We start from the raw sequence: 18,104 nt of genomic DNA, 5'->3' as shown, positions 1-18,104 counted from the left end.
CGGGCAGCGGATCCCATACAACCTATCACTCTTTATCTCAACGAACCTTAAACAGCCCTGTTAACCCGCCTGGGTATTGATTTGCAAATAACGCATCAGGCCCTGCTCAGCGCTCTGTCTGGCATCATCATTGATGGCCTCAAGATAAAACGAACGCGACACGCCATATGGCGCTTTTTCGGACGGATAGACCGCAAACTGGAATGTTTTTCCACGCGTCTTGTGGGTGCAGTCTAATTCCCAGCGTTCGTCGTTAATTTTGATGCTATTACAATCAACGCGTCCATAATCGCTGGTTAAATATGATCCTACGCGAGCTTCTGCAGAGTGAATATATTCAGGTGCGTCATTACTGACATAACGAGCGCCAGCCGCGGCCCCTGCTGCAACCACCACAAGCGCCAACACCATTATTTTTTTCATTTATTAAGACCCGTTCCTTAGCCAGAGAATTCTTATTATATAGGATTTATCTCTAAAATTATTGTCCAGTTTTATACCAGAAATGGCGGTTTATCGGCGGTATCTCAATTTTAAGAAAAGTCTCAATATGGTGTTAATTCGACAAAACCTGACAATGGCTTTGCGTTAATTTGAATTTTTGAATAATAACATAATGCAATTATTGCCATGATAGTCCGCGTTCTTATTCTGTGGTGAAGAGATAATGAGAAAAGGCCTGGCACTGGTGATGTTGCTCTGCGCCCTGTTTTCGGGGCAGCTTATGGCGGGGCACAAAGGACATGAATATATTTGGGTGAAAAACGTGGAGCATCAGCTTCGTCATGAAGCCGACAGCGATGAATTGCGAAGCGAAGCGGAAGAGTCAGCGGAGGGTTTGCGCGAGCACCACCTGTGGCAGAAATCGCGCAAACCGGACACGCACCTTCGGTGATTAGCCCTTGCGTTTCGGCAGGGTTTTCATCAGGTCGTCCGGGCTGACGGACGCCACAATACTGCCGGGCGGTGGCATTTTGAAGATGTGGTTTTTCATCTTGCCAATCACATGCATTTCGCACGGACGACAGTCAAATTTAAGGGTCAGGACTTCGTCTCCGTTCACCAGCTGCATCGGGGTGGCCTTCCAGCTTTTGATATTCCCTTTCGCCTGCTTCGGACACAGGTTGAAGGCAAAGCGCAGGCAGTGCTTGGTGATCATCACCGGCACATCGCCCTTCTCTTCATGCGCTTCATACGCCGCGTCGATCAGCTGCACGCCGTGACGATGGTAGAATTCACGGGCTTTATGGTTGTAGACGTTGGCAAGGAAGGACAAATGCGTATCCGGGTAAACGGGCGCAGGGACGGTTTCAGCTTTACGGCTGCCGCGCGGATAGTGCGCCAGGCGTGCCGCATCCAGCATCTCTGCCGTTTCACGGCGGAACGAATTAAGCAGGCTGTTCGGCACGAACAGCGCGTCCGGCAGATTTACCTCGATGGTGCGGGCGTAGTAAATTGTCTGCCCCAGCTTCGCCACGCCGTCCTTCAGATTGTTAAGCGCTTTTTCGGCGTTATTGGCCACCTCGAACAGACCGTCGAGCGTGTGGGTTACGCTGATGCCATCTTCACAGGTCATGGTCAGAATCAGCTGCTCTTCCCAGCCGCCCAGTTCAATATCCACCGCAATGCGGCGTTCGCTGGAGGTTTTCAGCAGCGCCTGCTGCCAGTTATGATCGAGGTTACGGTTAAGCGCCGCGTTTGGTCGCGCTTTGTAGAGATCGGCTGGCATTTCATTCGGCCAGACGCGGTAGCGATTTTCGCCGGTTTTCTCCACCGTATTGGCTCGGAAGCCCACCACTTCACGCTTGATCATCACGTTAAGGCCATCACCGTTCGCCAGCGGCTCCGTCACTTCAACATCCAGGTGATCCTTCGCCACTTTCAGCACTTCGCCGACCGGTAAACCGATAAACTTCGGGGAATCAAACGCGCCGATATCCCCTTTGCGGGCATTGACAAAATAGTCCGTACTGCCGCGGTGGAAGGTTTTGTCCGTCGACGGAATAAAGAAATGCTCGGTGCGGCCGGCCGACGCGCGCGCCAGGTCACCGCGTTCTTCAATAATCGCATCCAGCATCTGGCGATAGTGCGCGGTGATGTTCTTCACGTAGCTCATATCTTTGTAGCGCCCTTCAATCTTGAAGGAGCGTACGCCTGCGTCGATCAGCGCGCCCAGGTTGGCGGTCTGATCGTTATCCTTCATGGAGAGCAGATGTTTTTCGAACGCCACGACGCGGCCCTGATCGTCTTTCAGGGTATAGGGCAGACGGCAGGCCTGAGAACAGTCGCCGCGGTTAGCGCTGCGGCCCGTTTGCGCGTGGGAAATGTTGCACTGACCGGAATAGGCGACGCACAGTGCGCCGTGGATAAAGAACTCAATGGTTGCGTCTGTCGCCTGGTGGATATCGCGGATCTGATTCAGGTTCAGTTCGCGTGCCAGCACGATCTGCGAAAAGCCGACGTCGGAAAGAAACTTCGCCTTCTCTACCGTGCGGATATCACACTGGGTACTGGCATGCAGTTCAATGGGGGGAATATCCAGCTCCAGCACGCCCATGTCCTGCACAATCAGGGCATCGACGCCGGTCTGGTAGAGATCGGTAATCAGACGCTGTGCCGGCTCCAGTTCATCATCATGAAGAATGGTGTTCAGGGTGACGAACACCTTCGCCCCGAAACGGTGGGCGAACGGCACCAGTTCAGCAATATCGCTCAGGCTGTTGCTGGCGTTATGGCGGGCACCGAAGCCAGGGCCGCCAATGTAGACGGCGTCTGCGCCATGAAGGATCGCTTCACGGGCAATGGCGGCGTCGCGGGCCGGGCTTAAAAGTTCAAGATGATGGGATTGCAGGCGCATACTTCGTCGTTATCCGTTATGGTCAAAATGGCGGCTATTGTAGTCAGAAGTATGCGTCAGCGAAACAGTTTTGCGTAGCCTTAGCGGGGATAATGGATCAGCGAATGAAAATGCACCGGCCGGTCGCTGCTGTTACGGTATGCGTGCGGTTTATCACCGGCAAAACGCACGCCCGAATCGGCAGAAAGGGTCTGCCACTGTCCCTCAAGTTTCATCTCCAGCTCACCGCTGATCACCACCACATGTTCAATCACCCCCGCTTCATGCGGCGTGGACTCGCTCAGCGCGCCCGGTGCCAGGGTAATGGAGAAATGATCAAACTTCAGCGTTTCGTCCCACGGAAACAGCGGTTTCACCACCATCGCCTGCTGCTGCGGGTCAAAGACGGCCTGCCGGTCCGCCTCCGGGGTGATAAACGCGGAAAACGGTACGTTCAGTCCGGTGGCGATTTTCCACAGTGTCGACACCGTCGGGCTGGACTCATTGCGCTCAATTTGCCCGAGCATGGCTTTTGATACGCCGGTCTCGTCCGCGAGCTTCGACAAACTCCAGCCGCGCGCCTGGCGCAGCGTTTTCAGTGTTGTTGCAAGATGCAGTGTGATGTCCATGTTCCCTCCTGGTGAGGCCCAGCATACCACTTGTACGCTATAACGCACAGTGTTACCTTATTCCGGACGTTATAACGCACAACGGAGTTCCCATGCGCCCTTCCTCTCATTTCATTCCCGTCACGCTGGCGGGCTTCGTCGCCGTTCTGGTGGGTTACGCCAGTTCTGCCGCCATTATCTGGCAGGCCGCTGCCGCAGCGGGTGCCAGCGCACAGCAGATCGCAGGCTGGATGACCGCCCTGGGAATAGGGATGGGCGTCAGCACGCTGGCGCTTTCCTGGTGGTATAAAGCGCCGGTGCTTACCGCCTGGTCCACGCCCGGTGCCGCGCTGCTGGCCACCAGCCTGCACGGGGTCACGCTGGCGGAAACCATCGGCGTGTTCATCTTTGCCAACGCGCTTATCCTGCTCTGCGGCATCACCGGGTTGTTTGCCCGGCTGATGAAGCTGATCCCCCATTCCCTTGCCGCCGCCATGCTGGCGGGTGTGCTTTTGCAGTTTGGCCTGCATGCGTTTGCGCATCTTGAAGGGCACTTTTTGCTGTGCGGCAGCATGATTGCGGCATGGCTGCTGGCAAAAGCGCTGGCCCCGCGTTATGCCATCGTGGTCACGCTGCTGGCAGGCGGTATTGTGGCATGGATAAGCGGTGACGTTGTCACTGACAGGCTCACCCTCTCCCTGGTGATACCCGAATTTGTTGAGCCTACGTTCACCTTCACCAGCCTGGTCAGCATTGGCGTGCCCTTCTTTCTCGTGACCATGGCCTCGCAAAATGCACCGGGGTTCGCCACGATGAAAGCGTCGGGATATCCGCTGGCGGTCTCCCCGCTCATCATCGTGACGGGTGGACTGGCGCTGCTGTTTTCACCGTTTGGCGTCTTTTCCATCTGCATAGCGGCGATTACCGCCGCCATTTGTCAAAGCCCGGATGCACACCCGGATGCGGATAAGCGCTGGCTGGCAGCCATTGCCGCTGGCGGGTTTTATCTGCTGGCGGGGATTTTCGGCGGCTCCATTACCGGCCTGATGGCCGCCCTGCCGCTTAGCTGGATCCAGACGCTGGCCGGTCTGGCGCTACTGGGAACCATCAGCGGGAGTTTATATCAGGCATTACATCACGAAGCGGAGCGCGACGCGGCCATCGTCACGTTTCTGATGACCGCAAGCGGCGTCACGCTGATGGGGATTGGTTCGGCATTCTGGGGGCTGGTGTTGGGCGGCGTGTGCTATGCCCTGTTCTCACGCGCTCGCCGCACGTAGCTGCGAGGGCGTCATGCCCGTCACGCTGCGAAAGCGGTTGCTGAAGTGGCTGGCGGAGTTAAACCCGCAGGCCAGCGCAATGTCCGTCAGTGGCATGGAGGTATGCTGCACCAGCTCTTTCGCTTTGACCATTCGTCTGTGCATTACGAACTGATGCGGTGCCAGCCCCGTTGACTGGCGGAACATGCGGGCAAAATGGTATTCGCTGAGGGCGGCCTGCGCCGCCAGTTCAGCCAGCGTCAGGGGCTGCCCCAGGTTCTCTTCGATAAAGGCCAGCACGTTGCGCAGAACAAACGGCGATAACCCGCCGGTGACGACCGGCAATTTCCACTGCACGTTGGCGTAGTTTTGCAACAGATGAGTCAGCAGCAGCGTAGAGGCCGTGCTCAGGGTGAGCTGGTTGGCGTTTTGCTGCCAGTCACAGCCCAGTAAGAACTGGCGATACAGCGCGGTGATCTTGGGATCGCTGCCAAAAATGCGTTCATCCAGGGTCAGCGACAGCGGCCGCTTGTCCCAGATTTTCTCCCCCACGTCGCGCAGGTGCTCATCGGTACAGTAGAGATGCACAAACGACAGGTCATCCCGGATATCCCACGTTGATTCGCTCTCTTTGGGCATCAAACAGAAACGGTCCGGCCCCCCGCCATTTTTCCAGCCGCCCGGCGTTTTTTGATAGCTTTCGTAACCGTCCGCCACGTACAGGCTCAGGGTGTGATGGTTACTTTTCACCGTTATCGTATCGTGCTTGTTGTACCACGCGGCCAGCTGAATACCGGAATTCAGCGAGACGGTTCCCCGCAGGACTGCATTCTGTTGACTGAGCGTTTCAAAGGTATCGTAAGCGTGAGACATAACCGTTAGCGCGTGATGGACAGGGATCTCAGTCTAAGAAGAGTTGCTGCCCGTTGCCAGTCCCCGGGAAAGAAAAAAGCGCAAGATTTTGCAAGTCTCCCGCAAGCCGGTGAAAGCCCTGTGCGGGATGTCGCGCCATACTGCGGGCTTCGGTGGTTTAAGAAGAGAAGAATATGAACGCATTATTATACGGACTGGTGGTAATTATCTGGGGAACCACCTGGATTGCGATTTTCCTGCAGCAGGGGCCGGTGGCGGCGCCGGTGTCGATTTTCTGGCGCTTCGCGGTCGCCAGCCTCACGATGATGGTGGTGTTACTCGCTCTGCGCCGTCTGCGCAAGCTGGCACTACGGGATCACCTGTTTTGCCTGCTGCAGGGATGCTGTGTTTTCTGCTTTAACTTCTGGTGTTTTTACACGGCAGCGGCACATATCAACACCGGACTGGAGTCGGTGATCTTCTCCATGGCCGTGCTCTATAACGCCATTAACAGCTTTATTTTCTTCGGACAGCGCCCACCGGCGCGCTTCTGGACGGCTGCGGCACTGGGCCTGGTCGGGATCATCACCCTCTTCTGGGACGATCTGCTGGCCAGCGGCTGGAGTGCGTCACTGCTGACGGGCATTGGGCTTTCCGCACTAGGTACCTACGGCTTTTCGCTGGGCAATATGATCAGCATGCGCCATCAGCGCAGAGGCCTCGAAACCATGACCACCAACGCCTGGGCGATGCTCTATGGCACGCTGGTGATGGGCTGCATTGCGCTGTTCAGAGGTGATAGCTTCGTGCCGGAGTGGACGCTGAGCTATATGGGCGCGCTGGTCTATCTGGCCCTGTTTGGTTCGGTGATTGCGTTTGGCGCGTACTTCACGCTGGTGGGACGTATCGGCCCGGGCAAAGCGGCCTACAGCACGCTGCTTTTCCCGCTGGTGGCGCTCTCCATCTCCACGGTGTATGAAGGCTACGTCTGGCATATCAACGGCATTGTTGGATTAGTGCTGATTCTGGGAGGGAATATGGTGATGTTTACGAAACCGGAAACCTGGTTCAGACGCTTGCGGACGGCGTAAATAAAAACGGCCTGCATCACGCAGGCCGTTTTAGATTATTTCGCGGTTTTTTTCACATCAAACATGGTGGCGTCCGTTGCCATGTCATCAACAACCTGCTTCAGCGTCGCGAAGGTCATAGGTGTATTTTCGTTATTCAGCTCTTTACCTTCGCCTTTACGTACCACCTTCATGACCGGTTTATTGGTCGCCGCATCAATCAGCTCACCTTCAAAGTAGAGATGGGTATCCATGGTGCGATGTCCGGTTGCCATCTGCGTACCGGCAACCACCAGCGCAACAGGCACCACTTCATAGAACTGCAGCCCCTCTTTCTGCGAACTCACCCCGGTAATGGCACCGCGGAAAATCAGGCTGTGTTTACCCGGCGTAGTCACAATCGGCTTACGTGTACCAATAGCGGTTTTCATTTTGTTATTGGTGTAATTCAACAGTTCATCAAGCGTTTTTTGCCCGATTTGAGTGGTGGGTTTTGGCGTTGGATAATAGGTAATTGGCGTCCAGATAATACTGTCGTAGTTAGCTTCGTTATAAGCAGGATCTACCCAACGCAGGGTAGGCTTACCTGTCGCGGACGTCGTTTGCTGTAAACCCGAGTAATCTTTTAAAAAGCCAGAATATTGCTCAGGTGCGGCGACTTTTGAAGAACATCCCGCCAACGCCAACAGACCAGTAAGCACTGCAACTTTAAAAAAAGAGTGAGTACGCATGATGATTTTCCATGTTATATGCAAGTATGCACTTGAAGTTATAGCAAAAGTCTGGCGGGTTTGTTGTGACAAAAAATGATGCGGGTAGCACAAATTGCAAAAAGACTGCCCGGACGCGTGCCGGGCAGTGAAAATTTACTGATTAATATCCACTTGCCAGAACAGATGTTTGCCAAACGGGTCTATTTCATAGCCCTTCACTTCCTTGCGTACCGGCTCGAAAATCGTTGAATGCGCAATCATCACCGCAGGCATCTGGTCATGCATCATCTGCTGCGCCTCTTTATAGAGCGCCACCCGTTTATCATGATCGGTTATCGATTTGGCCTCGGCGATGATCTTATCAAACGGCTTGTAGCACCATTTCGCCGAGTTTGAGCCGCCATTCGCCGAGGTGCAGGTAAACAGCGGGCCGAAGAAATTGTCCGGATCGCCGGTGGCCGTCGTCCAGCCCATCAGTGCGGCCTGATGCTCTCCCCCCTTCACGCGTTTAAGGTATTCGCCCCATTCGTAGGTGACAATTTTGGTCTGCACACCAACCTTCGCCCAGTCCGCCTGAATCATCTCCGCCATGCGTTTCGCATTCGGGTTATAGGGCCGCTGGACCGGCATCGCCCATAAGTCGATGCTGACGCCGTTGGCAAAACCGGCCTCTTTCAACAGCGCTTTCGCCTTCTCCGGATCGTAGTCGTAATCCTTCAGCTCGCTGTCGGCACTCCAGACGCCCGGCGGCAGCAGGTTCTTCGCCGCCGTGCCGGTGCCGTGGAACACCGCGTCAATAATGGCCGGTTTGTTGATGGCCATCGCCAGCGCCTGGCGGACTTTCACGTTATCCAGCGGCGGCTTTTGGGTATTGAACGCCAGGAAGCCGGTATTCAGCCCCGCCTTGCTCATCAGGCTGATATCTTTGTTCGCCTTCATACGCGGCAGGTCTGCCGGGTTCGGGAACGGCATCACCTGGCATTCGTTCTTCTCGATTTTGGCAAAACGCACGGAGGCATCCGGGGTGATGGTAAACACCAGCCGATCCAGCTTCGATTTCCCCTGCCAGTAGTCCGGGAAGGCGGTAAACAAAATGCGAGAATCTTTCTGATACTGCGCCAGCTTAAACGGACCGGTGCCGATCGGCTCCATGTCCACCTTTTCAGGCGTCCCCGCTTTCAGCATCGCGTCGGCATATTCCGCCGACAAAACAGAGGCAAAATACCATGCCAGATCGGCAACAAACGGCGCTTCCGGGTGCGCCAGCGTAAACCGTACGGTGTGGTCATCAACTTTATCAATGGCGGTAATCAGGCTGCCAAACTCCAGGCTTTCGAAGTTGGAGTAGCTGCCGTTTGAGACGTTGTGATAGGGATGGTTGACGTCTTTCTGCCGCATAAACGAGAAAATCACGTCATCGGCGTTAAAGTCGCGGGTCGGCGTGAAGGATTTATTGCTCTGGAACTTAACGCCTTTACGCAGATAGAAGGTGTAAACCTTGCCGTCGTCGCTCACCTCCCAGCGTTCTGCCAGGCTCGGCACCAGCTTCGTGGTGCCGGGTTTGAAATCGACCAGCCGGTTATAGACCGGCACGGCGCTGGCGTCGACGCTGGTTCCCGAGGTGTATAACTGAGGATTAAAGTTTTCCGGCGATCCTTCGGAGCAATACACCAGCGTTTTCGCGGCGACAGCGGAGCTGACCGTCAGCGCCGCGAGTGCCAGCGTGAAAGTTGTAAGTTTGCTTGTCATCGTATATTCCTGTCTTTTTAATTCGACGGCTAATTAATTCTTTTGCCATTTCATAAATAACATTAAAGTGATGTGGCAAACACCCGAAAAATAAATAAGGAACAAATCACTATGGGCTCGCCACTTTCCAGACAATTAACGCACCGCTTTTTTCGCTATCTCGCCATCACCAGCCAGAGCGATCCCAGAGTAAAAACCCTGCCCTCGACCCCGGGCCAGCACGACATGGCGCGGGAACTGGCGCAGGAGCTGACACAGCTGGGTTTAGACGACATTGTGATTGACAAATTCGCCACGGTGACAGCGGTCAAAAAAGGCAACGTACCTGGTGCGCCACGCATCGGCTTTATAACCCATATTGATACTGTCGACGTGGGATTATCACCGGATATTCATCCACAAATATTAACGTTTACCGGTGAAGACCTCTGTCTGAATAAAGAGAAAGGGATCTGGCTGCGGGTAAAAGAGCACCCCGAAATTCTCGCCTACCCGAATGAAGAGATTATTTTCAGCGACGGAACCAGCGTACTGGGCGCCGATAATAAAGCGGCGGTCACCGTCGTGATGACGGTGCTGGAAAACCTGACGGCAGAACATCAGCATGGGGATATCGTCGTGGCGTTCGTGCCTGACGAAGAGATCGGTCTGAACGGTGCCAAGGCGCTGGATCTGAAACGCTTCGATGTCGACTTCGCCTGGACTATCGACTGCTGCGAGCTGGGCGAAATCGTTTACGAGAACTTCAATGCGGCCGCCGCCGAGATCCGCTTTACCGGCGTGACGGCGCACCCGATGTCCGCGAAAGGCGTGCTGGTCAATCCCCTGCTGATGGCGACTGACTACATCAGCCATTTTGATCGCCAGCAAACGCCAGAGTGTACCGAAGGTCGCGAAGGCTATATCTGGTTTAACGGCCTCCAGGCCGGGCAGAACGAGGCCGTACTGAAGGCCAATATCCGGGATTTCGATAAAGAGAACTTTGCTGCACGCAAACAGCAGATTGCCGACATCGCCGCGCGGATTGCCGCCCACTATCCGACGGCCAACGTGGACTATCGCATTGAAGATACCTACAGCAATATCAGCAATGCGATTGGCGAAGACAGGCGCGCTATCGATCTGATGTTTGAAGCGATGGAATCGCTCGGCATCACGCCAAAACCGACGCCAATGCGCGGCGGTACGGACGGGGCGGCGCTCTCGGCAAAAGGCTTACTCACGCCGAACTTCTTTACCGGCGCGCATAACTTCCACTCGAAGTTTGAATTCCTGCCGCTGTCGTCGTTCGAGGCCTCTTACCATACCGCCCTGCAGCTGTGTCTGCTGGCCGCCCGTTAAGCGGGCTTGCGCGCCAGCAGAGTGGCAAAGCGCAGTTTAATGCGGTTCCCGTTTTCATCGGTGCGGTGCAGTTCGCCGGGATCTTCGTTGTATTTAATCAGCTCCCAGCCTTCGTAATAGTTGCTCAGCTCACCGCTTTTGAATGCAAACGGGAAACCGACCGTGCAGGGATAATCTGCCGTATCCATGGCGGCGACAATCAGATTGTAACCGCCCGGCGTAGTGCAGCGCTGCATGTTGGCGATAAGACCCGGGATGGTGTCTGGCTGCAGGAACATCAGCACCACGGTGGAGAGAATAAAATCGTACTCGCCATCAAAGCTCAGGCTGTTGAGATCCTTGATCGCCGTTTGCAGACCCTCAATGCCTTCCGCCGCTTTGATGCGCTCGATGTTATCAATGCTCATCGGGTTCTTGTCCCACGCGGTCACCTCGTAGCCGTTGGCGGCGAGATATAGGCTGTTGCGACCATTGCCGCAGCCGAGATCGAGGGTTTTACCAGGCTTCACGATTTTCGCGCTGTACAGCACCTCTGAGTGCGTGCGGGTGAGTCCATATTTTTCTGTGAAGTAATTCTCATCGACGGTCATTGTTTTTCCTGCGTCTCTTTAAAATGCATTTTGAATGCCATTTTATGGCGTTTGCCGCAGGGTTGCCAGCCCTTCGAAAACCGAAAACTTTGCTACGTTTACTTATGACGCTTATCAGAGACACGAACATGAATAAATATCGCCTCAGCGACGAAACCCGCCTCTGGCAATGGAAAAACGGCGAGAATACCCACTCAACGACGCTGCGACAGATTATCGCCACAGCGGATTTTAACGACGTAAAAGCCGGTACCCGAGGCGGCTGGATAGACGATGAACGCGCCCTCTCGCAGGACGGTCACTGCTGGATCTACGACGAAAACAGCGTAGTGTTCGCCGGGGCAACCGTGGCCGGCAACGCGCGCCTCACCCTGCCGTGCACCGTGAGCCATGATGCGCATATCGGGGACAACTGCTGGCTGGATGGCGCGGAGGTGAGCCACGGGGCGCGAATAAGTGACAACGTCCCCATTCAACAATCCTGCGTGCGGGGTGAATGCCATATTTACGGCGAGGCTCGCGTGCTGCATCACAGCGTGGTCATTGCGGCCAAAGGACTGACGCCGGACCACGAACAGATCCTGCAAATTTACGATAAGGCGACGGTGAGCCAGTCGCGCATTGTCCACCAGGCGCAAATCTACGGTGAGGCGATGGTCAGCTTTGCGTTTGTTGAGCACCGCGCTGAAATATTCGACAACGCCATCCTTGACGGTAACGATCTGAATAACGTCTGGGTGTGCGATTGCGCAAAAGTCTATGGTAACGCCCGGGTGATTGCCGGTTTTGACGACGATGCCATCCCGACGCTGCGCTACAGCTCCCAGGTGGCGGAAAATGCGGTAGTGGAAGGCAACTGCGTCATCAAACATCACGTGCTGATTGGCGGTCAGGCATGGCTGCGCGGTGGGCCGATCATGCTGGACGATAAGGTGGTGATTCAGGGCCGCGCGCGGATCAGCGGTGACGTGCTGATTGAGCATCGGGTTGAAATCACCGACGATGCGGTAGTTGAAGCCTTTGCTGGCGAGAGCATTCACCTGCGCGGCGAAAAAGTGATTAACGGCGCTCAGCGCATTACCCGCACCCCGCTGCTGGGGGCGCTATAGGGCGTAAATCTTGCCGTAGATATTCACATCATCAAAGGCGCCCTTCAGATATTCCGCTTCCCGCAGACACCCTTCCAGCGTAAAGCCGTTGCGCAGGGCAACGTTGTTGCTGTTCTGATTCGCGACCCGACACTTAATCACAAAACGACGGATCTCACCGCGCTCAGCGTAGTAGCGCATAAACGCCTGCAGTGACTGAGAAAGAATACCCTGCCCCTGATGGTCTTCATCCAGCCAGTAGCCGATGTACCCGGTTTTGTTGGTCGGTTCAATGGTGTTAAACGACAGCACGCCGACCAGCGCATCATCTCTGAAGATCAAAAACATTTTGGCGTAGCCGCGCTGGTGCAGCATCTGGTTACTTTGCACGTTGCGGCGGGTATCCTCTTCGCTGACTGCATGATGCGCCCAGTCAAACGCGTTTTGCAGCCAGGTTCTGTTTTTGACGACGAGGTTGTGCAGCTCAGTGGCATAGCGCTCTTCGACGGCGCGAAGTTCGATAGCGTCAGATACCGGGATAATTTCGGATTTTGCTGCGGTCATTGCCCCTCACCCTAACCCTCTCCCTTGGGAGAGGAATATTCAAAATCATTGACTATAATTTAATCGCAAAATTGTTATAACCTACTGATTAACAAGATAAATGAATTGTTGTGCAATCCCAAGTGAATGCATACGATTTCAACGTAACAACACCTGCTGTTATGCAAATTGTATGCACCGCTTATGCAAAGGAGATAGCAACATGCGGCTAAATGATAGTGATATTAGCGGACTACGCGCTAAAGATTCAGCTTACTATGTTTTCCGGGATGACGGCACCAGGGGAACAGGGCGTTTAGGTATTAAAATTTTCCCCTCTGGCCGTAAATCTTTCGTCTACCGTTTCCAGGCTGCGGGTAAGCGGAAGTTTAAAACGCTTGGAGACTGGCCTCGCTTCACGCTCGAACAAGCAACACAACATTATGCTGAACTGGCAGGTATGGCGCACCAGGCGCGTTCTGACGCTATGGGTAAAAAAATGCGTACCGGAACACTACGCGAGCTGTTTGCCGCATTCATAGCGTATAAATCGCGTTCAGGGCATCGCAGTACAATCAGTCAGTACGGCGCACTTCTGGAACAGTTAATCAAACTAAAGCTATTTACAGGCGACGAAATTGCAAATGAGATTACATCTGTACAGATCACCCGCTGCATACAGCACTGGACAAAACAGGGATTCATGTCAAGGGCAAAAGAAGTTCGGAAGAAGCTTCATGCTTTGTATGAGTACGGAGTCGTAGCTGATAACGATCCTATGAGCGATACAGCTTGTAATTTACAGTTTCAGATTTCCATGAATCCTGTTCGGAATGTTCAGAACATTGAAGCCGGAACACCTGGTGAGCGCTATCTTGATTTCAAAGAACTGCGCTATTTACTAACGCTTCTCAATGCTGAAAAAAATATACTTCCTCCAGACGTTCATTCCTTAATAGAACTTGGCTTTTATACATGCGGACAACGCCCCTTTGAATTGTGCCATTTACAGAAAAGTAGATACCTTCCTGAACAAAATAAAATCATACTGGCTAAAGATTTTTCGAAAACAGGACTTGAATCTGTTATTTTTATTTAAGAAAAAGCGAAGAAAGTTCTTTCTGAGCAAGCAGAAAGATATCCAGAAAGTGATTTCTTTTCCCTAATGTGAACTTTCATGAGCAATTAAAGAAATATAATAGAGAAATAAAAATAAATCCAGTTACGAAAATGGAAAAGCCAACTATAGGACTTAATAGTGATGCATGGAAAAGCATATGAACGAGTTTACAAAAAAATATTTCTCTCAACCTTTCACAATGCGCGATATTCGTCGCACATTTAAAACGCCTGGAGGAATGTTACACTTCACAGAAAATGAACGGGATATAGTAAACCAACACGTAAATAAAACCATCAGTAAAAAACATTATGATAAGTATGATTATTTTATTGAGAAGCGTGAAACGACAGAGAAATGGCAAAAAGCGTTAGATATATTATTGCAAGATAATGGAGTGGAAATGATACAGCGAGTTATAGAAAAAGAAATCACCTTGTAAACAAAAGATTAAAAAAAGCACTCCGAAGCATTGAATAAATGATCCGAATTGCAAGACTCAGCAATTCGGATTTTATTTAACTAAATCCGATATGATTTAATTTAGAAAGCTGATATTTATTTTTCACTATTGTAGTCGTTTGTTTAAACTGTAAAACAATAGAGGGAAATATGTTCAGGTTATATAAAATTCGTGAATTTGAGCGCAATGCTACCCTTTTGGACTTCGAAAGAATAGTGAGTCCAAAACGAGGCTTGGAATTAGCATGTTATTATTATGTATTAGACTACGAAGAGTATAATTCAAGGTTATATTTTGATATACCTAAAAGAAAATGGAATGGAGATAGGCATTCCAGTGGAAAATATAAAAGGAAAAGTTTAGGTTACTATGATCCAATTTATGATGACGTTGAAAGAGAATTGTCACTTGGTCAAATAATCGCTGTAGATAGAGGTGAGTATTGGACTTGGTATAATAATCCTTTTTATTTTGATAATAATGGTGAAATTGTTTATGACCCTTTTATGCCAGGTCCGTGGGAAAGTTCATTCCGTAATACAGTGATGAGTGCATATCATGAAGTATTAGAAAGAAATCGAGGAATAAAACCACGTCCAACACAGAAAATCCAGTATGGTGCGCCCGGTTATGTTGAACCAGAGCAACATGCTCAATCATCTAAGACATTGAATAGCAGAAATGTAGGACGTCTGTTAGCGGCAGGCGGCGTATATAATGGTAACATTGAAGGATTTAGAAAGACTGCTGAACAACTGGGGGGAGAAGCTTTAGAAGGTTATAAAGGAGTCATGACAGATACAAACATTGGGATGGGTATAGCTGCCGCATCTATACTGTTGGTTAAAAACCCAATGGCTAACTCTGAGTTATCGGGCTATATTGGGAAGGTTAAAAACACAAAAGTATTCATGGACAATGTAAACATTGAAAATATCACTTATATCCGCAGGCCAAGAGAAGAATATATAACATTAAGAAATCAATTCGACAATTCAGTTAGAAAAAATTTTCTTAAAAAAATCTCAACAGATGCCTCGGTAACAGACTATTTTAATGAGGAGCAGATTGGAATTTTTGCTCGCGGTGGAGTACCGAAATCATGGCAAGTTCATCATAAACTACCGCTTGATGATGGTGGGGATAATAGTTTTGAGAATTTAATTTTGATGAAAACGAGTCCATACCATCAGGTTTTAAATAATACTCAGGCATTAATAATAAAGCAATTGAGACCTGGGGAAAGTATGGATGTTTTGTGGCCTATGCCAAATGGTTCTATTTATAAAAAGTAGGAGATTGTATGAACATTAATAAACATTATGATATCGATGTATCAATTGATATATTAAAAGCTCGAATTAACGATTTTAAGGAGAATATTGCACCACCACTCAGTAAAGATATGATTGATTTTTTGACAGGAGAAACAGCACCAGAGGAGTGGAGTAAAGTCAAAAAAGTTATTTTTGAAGATATAAAGAAATTATTTGAAGAAAAAAAAGATATAAAGTATTTCTATAGCCAAATGGATGGGTTTGAATATAATGCTGCCACTATATATGGATTCAGCCAGACAGAAGTTAGTGAATTGCTATGGTCCAATATATATCTTAGGAACTTTTACTTTAGAGAAAATGATACGTTTGTGGACCCCGATTTAGCCAAAGATATTGTAATCGGTGAAGATAGCATTTCATATTTTGTTTACGATGCCGTAAATAAAACATTTGAAGTAAGAGATAGAATAGCTACAGATTTTTCAGTCAAAACATATAATAAATTTAATGAACTGTTAGAATATATAATTAAAACTACTGAGCTATGAAAACAAAAAAGGGACTCCTGTCGAGTCCCTTTCTCTTTTATTTCAATGCCCCATAAATCTGATCAACAATCCATCCATATGTTGACGCTGGCAATAAACCGCTGATAAACACATTAGGATTCACGGAAGGATTAGCAACTGGCGAATGTGGCCTGTTACCAAGGATAACGATATGAGCTTACAGCACCCGTAACAGCACCCTATCAAAAATTTTCAATGATGATGTTTTATTTATCTTATTGAAATTTAACCCATATATTTTAAAGGTCTAACCTTAGCCCCTCTCCCACAGGGAGAGGGAATCGATCGTTAACGCATTACCCGGTCATCAACGTACTGACGTTTGTCCGGCGCTGGCGGGAAATACTGATACAGCCAGGTTTCACTGATGGCGTCGCCCTGGCAGCGCAGGAAGAGGCGCATATCCACCGGCTCCGTCGAATCCGACGTCGGGTACCAGTCAAACAGAATACGGTATCCGTCAAACGGCTCAACGTAGAGGATCTCCACCTGCTTTGCTTCTCCGCTGGAGAGCGTAATCACTGGCTCGATACCTTTTGGCGCGGCGGCCTTCAGGTCACCGCCGACGAAGTCGATGGCAAAACGACGGGCCCATACTTTCGGGTAGTTTTCGCCCGGCGCCCAGCCTTCCGGGAAACCGCCCATACCGGTACGGGTCGCGTAGACGTTGGCCAGCGGGGAACGCACCGGCGGCATGGCGCTCCAGTAGAGGCGATATTTAAAGTCCAGCTCATCGCCCGCTTTGACGGCTTTTTCCGGCTGCCAGAAGCAGACCACGTTATCCAGCGTTTCACCCGTGGTCGGGATCTCCATCAGGCCCACCGCGCCTTTCCCCCAGTCGTTGCGCGGTTCCACCCACAGGCTCGGGCGTTTGTTGTACCAGCCCATCACGTCCTGATAATGCGAGAAATCGCGATCGAGCTGCAGCAGACCGAACCCTTTCGGGTTTTTGTCCATATAGGCATTGAACTGCAGTTTTTGCGGGTTGTTCAGCGGACGGCAGATCCACTCCCCGTTGCCGCGCCACATAGCCAGGCGATCGGAGTCATGGATTTGCGGGTGAATGGTGTCACACATGCGGCGTTCGTTATTGCCGCAGCTGAACATGCTGGTCATCGGCGCGATGCCGAGCTGCTTAATGTCCTTACGCGCATAGAGGTGGTTTTCCACCTCCATGATCACCTGGCTCTTCTCGCAGTGGATCACGAACTTATAGGCCCCGGTGATGCTCGGGCTGTCGAGCAGCGTATAGACAGTAAAGGTGGTGTCGCCCGGCTTCACGGTTTCAAACCAGAAGGAAGTAAAGTCCGGGAACTCTTCCGGGGTGTCGGTAAAGGTATCGACCGCCAGGCCGCGCGCAGAGAGGCCGTACTGGTAGGTGTCATCAACCGCGCGGAAGTAGCTCGCCCCCAGGAAAGAGACGATATCGCGACGCGCCAGCTCAGGTGCCTTAAAGGCGCGGAAGCCGGCAAAACCGAGATCGCTTTGCCCTTCCAGCTGTTTGGTATCCACGCCCGTTTCACCGTAGCTAAACAACTCCGGGCGGAAGTGGATCTCGCGCGCCATTGAGGTGGACTGATCCAGCGAGAACATTCGCACGCGGCGGCGGAAGCCCATCCCCATATGGAAAAACTGCACGTCCAGCTGACGCCCTTCAATATTGTTCCACAGCGACTGTTTTTCATCGTAGCGGATGGCGTTGTACGCCTGTGGCGTCATGGTGGCCAGCGTGTCTGGCAGCGGACGTGGCGCACCACCCCATGGGGTTTTCGCCAGGTCATGCGCCATGGATTGCAGGACGGAAAAATCAAAACGACGGCTCTGACCGTCAGCAATGTCAGAGTCAGCAGCGTATGCCGCTCTGGAAAACAGGGAAGCAAGGCCAGATGTGCCGCTCAGGGCTGCCACTGCCAGCGAGCCTTTTAAAAAACGTCTGCGATTCATGCCTGGAAAAACGTCCTTATGGTCGTGTGAATGTGTTTCGCGCCTGGCGAAATGACGGCAAGAAAGAACGCACAGCCTA

At 51.6% G+C, this 18,104-nt stretch carries 18 protein-coding genes and 1 pseudogene; 9 read left to right on the top strand and 10 right to left on the bottom strand.

The window, feature by feature from the left end; all coding sequences use genetic code 11:
- Nucleotides 1-60: 60 nt before the first annotated feature.
- The gene (locus C5687_RS09485) at nucleotides 61-423 is read right to left on the bottom strand and encodes a hypothetical protein (protein WP_025756405.1); all 363 of its coding nucleotides are present in this window, start codon (nucleotides 421-423) and stop codon (nucleotides 61-63) included.
- 244 nt (nucleotides 424-667) lie between these two features.
- Between C5687_RS09485 and C5687_RS09480 the strand changes: the two genes are divergently transcribed.
- The gene (locus C5687_RS09480) at nucleotides 668-895 is read left to right on the top strand and encodes a DUF2554 family protein (protein ID WP_373467672.1); all 228 of its coding nucleotides are present in this window, start codon (nucleotides 668-670) and stop codon (nucleotides 893-895) included.
- On the opposite strand, the gene C5687_RS09475 is transcribed toward C5687_RS09480, so the two are convergent.
- Both C5687_RS09475 and C5687_RS09470 read right to left on the bottom strand, forming a co-directional pair.
- Nucleotides 896-2,857 (bottom strand): peptidase U32 family protein, encoded by a 1,962-nt coding sequence (locus C5687_RS09475; protein ID WP_104556807.1) that lies wholly within the window; start codon nucleotides 2,855-2,857, stop codon nucleotides 896-898. It abuts the gene before it with no gap.
- Between the two features lie 80 nt (nucleotides 2,858-2,937).
- A complete protein-coding gene (locus tag C5687_RS09470) occupies nucleotides 2,938-3,465 on the bottom strand; it encodes a helix-turn-helix domain-containing protein (RefSeq protein ID WP_025756402.1) in 528 nt (175 codons plus the stop codon).
- A 92-nt stretch (nucleotides 3,466-3,557) separates the two neighbouring features.
- Between C5687_RS09470 and C5687_RS09465 the strand changes: the two genes are divergently transcribed.
- A complete protein-coding gene (locus C5687_RS09465; protein ID WP_104556806.1) occupies nucleotides 3,558-4,724 on the top strand; it encodes a benzoate/H(+) symporter BenE family transporter in 1,167 nt (388 codons plus the stop codon).
- Here the strand turns inward: C5687_RS09465 and C5687_RS09460 are convergent.
- On the bottom strand, nucleotides 4,704-5,576 hold the full coding sequence (locus C5687_RS09460) for a helix-turn-helix transcriptional regulator (protein ID WP_047958566.1): 873 nt from the start codon (nucleotides 5,574-5,576) through the stop codon (nucleotides 4,704-4,706). The genes C5687_RS09465 and C5687_RS09460 overlap by 21 nt on opposite strands.
- A 173-nt stretch (nucleotides 5,577-5,749) precedes the next feature.
- On the opposite strand from C5687_RS09460, the gene C5687_RS09455 reads away from it, so the two are divergent.
- On the top strand, nucleotides 5,750-6,646 hold the full coding sequence (locus C5687_RS09455; RefSeq protein WP_104556805.1) for a DMT family transporter: 897 nt from the start codon (nucleotides 5,750-5,752) through the stop codon (nucleotides 6,644-6,646).
- 35 nt (nucleotides 6,647-6,681) lie between these two features.
- On the opposite strand, the gene C5687_RS09450 is transcribed toward C5687_RS09455, so the two are convergent.
- The gene (locus C5687_RS09450; RefSeq protein ID WP_025756399.1) at nucleotides 6,682-7,356 is read right to left on the bottom strand and encodes a DUF3313 domain-containing protein; all 675 of its coding nucleotides are present in this window, start codon (nucleotides 7,354-7,356) and stop codon (nucleotides 6,682-6,684) included.
- A 135-nt stretch (nucleotides 7,357-7,491) separates the two neighbouring features.
- Complete coding sequence (locus tag C5687_RS09445; protein WP_104556804.1) at nucleotides 7,492-9,087, bottom strand: ABC transporter substrate-binding protein; 1,596 nt, start codon at nucleotides 9,085-9,087, stop codon at nucleotides 7,492-7,494.
- Between the two features lie 111 nt (nucleotides 9,088-9,198).
- On the opposite strand from C5687_RS09445, the gene pepT reads away from it, so the two are divergent.
- The gene (gene pepT, locus C5687_RS09440) at nucleotides 9,199-10,428 is read left to right on the top strand and encodes a peptidase T (RefSeq protein ID WP_104556803.1); all 1,230 of its coding nucleotides are present in this window, start codon (nucleotides 9,199-9,201) and stop codon (nucleotides 10,426-10,428) included.
- Here the strand turns inward: pepT and tehB are convergent.
- Entirely contained in the window at nucleotides 10,425-11,018 is a 594-nt protein-coding gene (gene tehB, locus C5687_RS09435; RefSeq protein WP_045284364.1) for a tellurite resistance methyltransferase TehB, read from the bottom strand. The two genes, pepT and tehB, sit on opposite strands and share 4 nt — an antisense overlap.
- 128 nt (nucleotides 11,019-11,146) lie before the next feature.
- Between tehB and ydcK the strand changes: the two genes are divergently transcribed.
- Entirely contained in the window at nucleotides 11,147-12,127 is a 981-nt protein-coding gene (gene ydcK / locus C5687_RS09430) for a YdcK family protein (RefSeq protein ID WP_104556802.1), read from the top strand.
- Here the strand turns inward: ydcK and rimL are convergent.
- Entirely contained in the window at nucleotides 12,122-12,670 is a 549-nt protein-coding gene (gene rimL / locus C5687_RS09425; protein WP_047958560.1) for a 50S ribosomal protein L7/L12-serine acetyltransferase, read from the bottom strand. The genes ydcK and rimL overlap by 6 nt on opposite strands.
- Nucleotides 12,671-12,872: 202 nt before the next feature.
- Between rimL and C5687_RS09420 the strand changes: the two genes are divergently transcribed.
- The 4 genes from C5687_RS09420 (at nucleotide 12,873) to C5687_RS09405 (ending at nucleotide 16,060) form a co-directional block, all read left to right on the top strand.
- A complete protein-coding gene (locus C5687_RS09420) occupies nucleotides 12,873-13,748 on the top strand; it encodes an Arm DNA-binding domain-containing protein (protein ID WP_158252221.1) in 876 nt (291 codons plus the stop codon).
- A gap of 178 nt (nucleotides 13,749-13,926) precedes the next feature.
- Nucleotides 13,927-14,211, top strand: a complete 285-nt coding sequence (locus tag C5687_RS09415; protein ID WP_104556800.1) for a site-specific integrase — start codon at nucleotides 13,927-13,929, stop codon at nucleotides 14,209-14,211.
- 170 nt (nucleotides 14,212-14,381) lie between these two features.
- Nucleotides 14,382-15,527, top strand: a complete 1,146-nt coding sequence (locus C5687_RS24580; protein WP_146086276.1) for an HNH endonuclease signature motif containing protein — start codon at nucleotides 14,382-14,384, stop codon at nucleotides 15,525-15,527.
- A gap of 8 nt (nucleotides 15,528-15,535) precedes the next feature.
- On the top strand, nucleotides 15,536-16,060 hold the full coding sequence (locus tag C5687_RS09405) for a YrhA family protein (RefSeq protein WP_104556798.1): 525 nt from the start codon (nucleotides 15,536-15,538) through the stop codon (nucleotides 16,058-16,060).
- A 37-nt stretch (nucleotides 16,061-16,097) separates the two neighbouring features.
- Here the strand turns inward: C5687_RS09405 and C5687_RS09400 are convergent.
- A pseudogene (locus tag C5687_RS09400) lies at nucleotides 16,098-16,232 on the bottom strand (penicillin binding protein PBP4B); the annotation flags it as partial.
- A gap of 137 nt (nucleotides 16,233-16,369) precedes the next feature.
- Entirely contained in the window at nucleotides 16,370-18,025 is a 1,656-nt protein-coding gene (locus C5687_RS09395; protein WP_025756393.1) for a glucan biosynthesis protein D, read from the bottom strand.
- Nucleotides 18,026-18,104 lie beyond the last annotated feature (79 nt).

Origin of the sequence: Enterobacter sichuanensis (assembly GCF_002939185.1) — a bacterium.
Lineage (GTDB): Bacteria > Pseudomonadota > Gammaproteobacteria > Enterobacterales > Enterobacteriaceae > Enterobacter > Enterobacter sichuanensis.
The sequence above is the reverse complement of the archived record's forward strand: the minus strand, read 5'-3'. Positions and strand labels throughout refer to the sequence as shown.